Source organism: Streptomyces novaecaesareae, from assembly GCF_000716875.1.
GTDB classification, from domain to species: Bacteria; Actinomycetota; Actinomycetes; order Streptomycetales; family Streptomycetaceae; genus Kitasatospora; species Kitasatospora novaecaesareae.
This window is the reverse complement of sequence record NZ_JNWQ01000192.1, coordinates 1-1,436: the sequence shown is the minus strand read 5'-3', so window position 1 is coordinate 1,436 and position 1,436 is coordinate 1. Positions and strand designations below refer to the sequence as shown.

At 71.0% G+C, this 1,436-nt stretch carries 1 protein-coding gene; it reads left to right on the top strand.

The annotated features are described in order from the left end of the window. Positions 1–216: 216 nt before the first annotated feature. Positions 217–1,416 (top strand): IS110 family RNA-guided transposase, encoded by a 1,200-nt coding sequence (locus tag OP86_RS32410; RefSeq protein ID WP_030058519.1) that lies wholly within the window; start codon positions 217–219, stop codon positions 1,414–1,416. Positions 1,417–1,436: the final 20 nt, after the last annotated feature.

Below are 1,436 nucleotides of genomic sequence, written 5' to 3'. Positions count from 1 at the left end.
CATGGGGTTCTCCGTAAGGTGTTAGACGGCCCGGGAGGGCCGGATGTGGCTGATGGGGTCTTGCCTTCAGTGGCTCCACAGGAGTGGCCGTCCGGCTCTCCGGGGCGCCCTGGCTGCTGATTGAGATGTGCGCGCTGTGTGCGGTCGCTGATTACGGAGACGACGGCGGGGTGTTCCTCGGGCCAACGGGATACCGGTGAGGTCGAGGAGGGGCGAGTGAGTGAGCGAAGGGCCCGAGTCTGGGCGGGAGTTGACGCCGGCAAGGGACATCACTGGGCGGCCGTGGTGGACGAGTCAGGCGCGACGTTGTGGTCCAAGAAGATCGAGAACGACGAGACGGCGGTCCTGACCGCGCTCGGTGAGATCCTCGACCTGGCCAACGAAGTGCACTGGGCGGTGGACATCTCCGGAACGTCCTCCGCCCTGCTGCTGGCCCTGCTCGCGGCCCACGGCCAGCAGGCCGTCTACGTGCCCGGCCGGACCGTCAACCGCATGTCCGGCGCCTACCGGGGCGAGGCGAAGACCGACGCTCGCGACGCCTACGTCATCGCCGAAACCGTCCGCCACCGACGGGACTTCACCACGATCGCCGTGCCCGCCCAGCTCGCGGCCGACCTCGCGCTGCTGACCGCCCACCGCACCGACTTGGTCGCCGACCGGGTCCGGATGATCAACCGACTCCGCGACGTGCTGACCGGCATCTTCCCCGCCCTGGAGCGGGCCTTCGACTACTCCGCGCACAAGGGCGCCCTGGTCCTGCTGACCGGCTACCAGACCCCGGCCGCCCTGCGCCGCCGCGGCCGGGCGAGGCTGACCGCCTGGCTGGCCAACCGCGGCGTCCGCGGCGCCGACGCGGTCGCGGCGACCGCGCTGGAGGCAGCAGACGCCCAGCGCACCGTGCTGCCCGGCGAGGACGTCGCCGCCGAGATCGTCGCCGACCTCGCCGCCCAGATCCTGGCCCTGGACGACCGACTCAAGCGGATCGACAAGCAGATCCGCGACACCTTCCACGCCCACCCGCAGGCCGAGATCATCGAGTCCATGCCCGGCATCGGGCCGATACTCGGCGCGGAGCTCGTCGTCGCCGCCGGCGACCTGACCGCCTACGCGGACGCCGGCCACCTGGCCTCGGCGGCCGGGCTGGTGCCCGTCCCCCGCGACTCCGGCCGCCGCACCGGCAACCTGCACCGGCCCAAGCGCTACAGCCGCCGCCTGCGCAGGGTGTTCTACCTGTCCGCCCAGACCAGCATCATCAAGGACGGCCCCAACCGGGACTTCTATCTCAAGAAGCGCGCCGAGGGCTGCAAGCACGTCCAGGCGATCATCGCCCTGGCCCGCCGACGGGTCAGCGTCCTGTGGGCACTGCTGCGCGACAACCGGATCTTCGCCCCCGATCCGGCCGCGCAGACGGCTTGACTCAATCATTGAGACTCCTG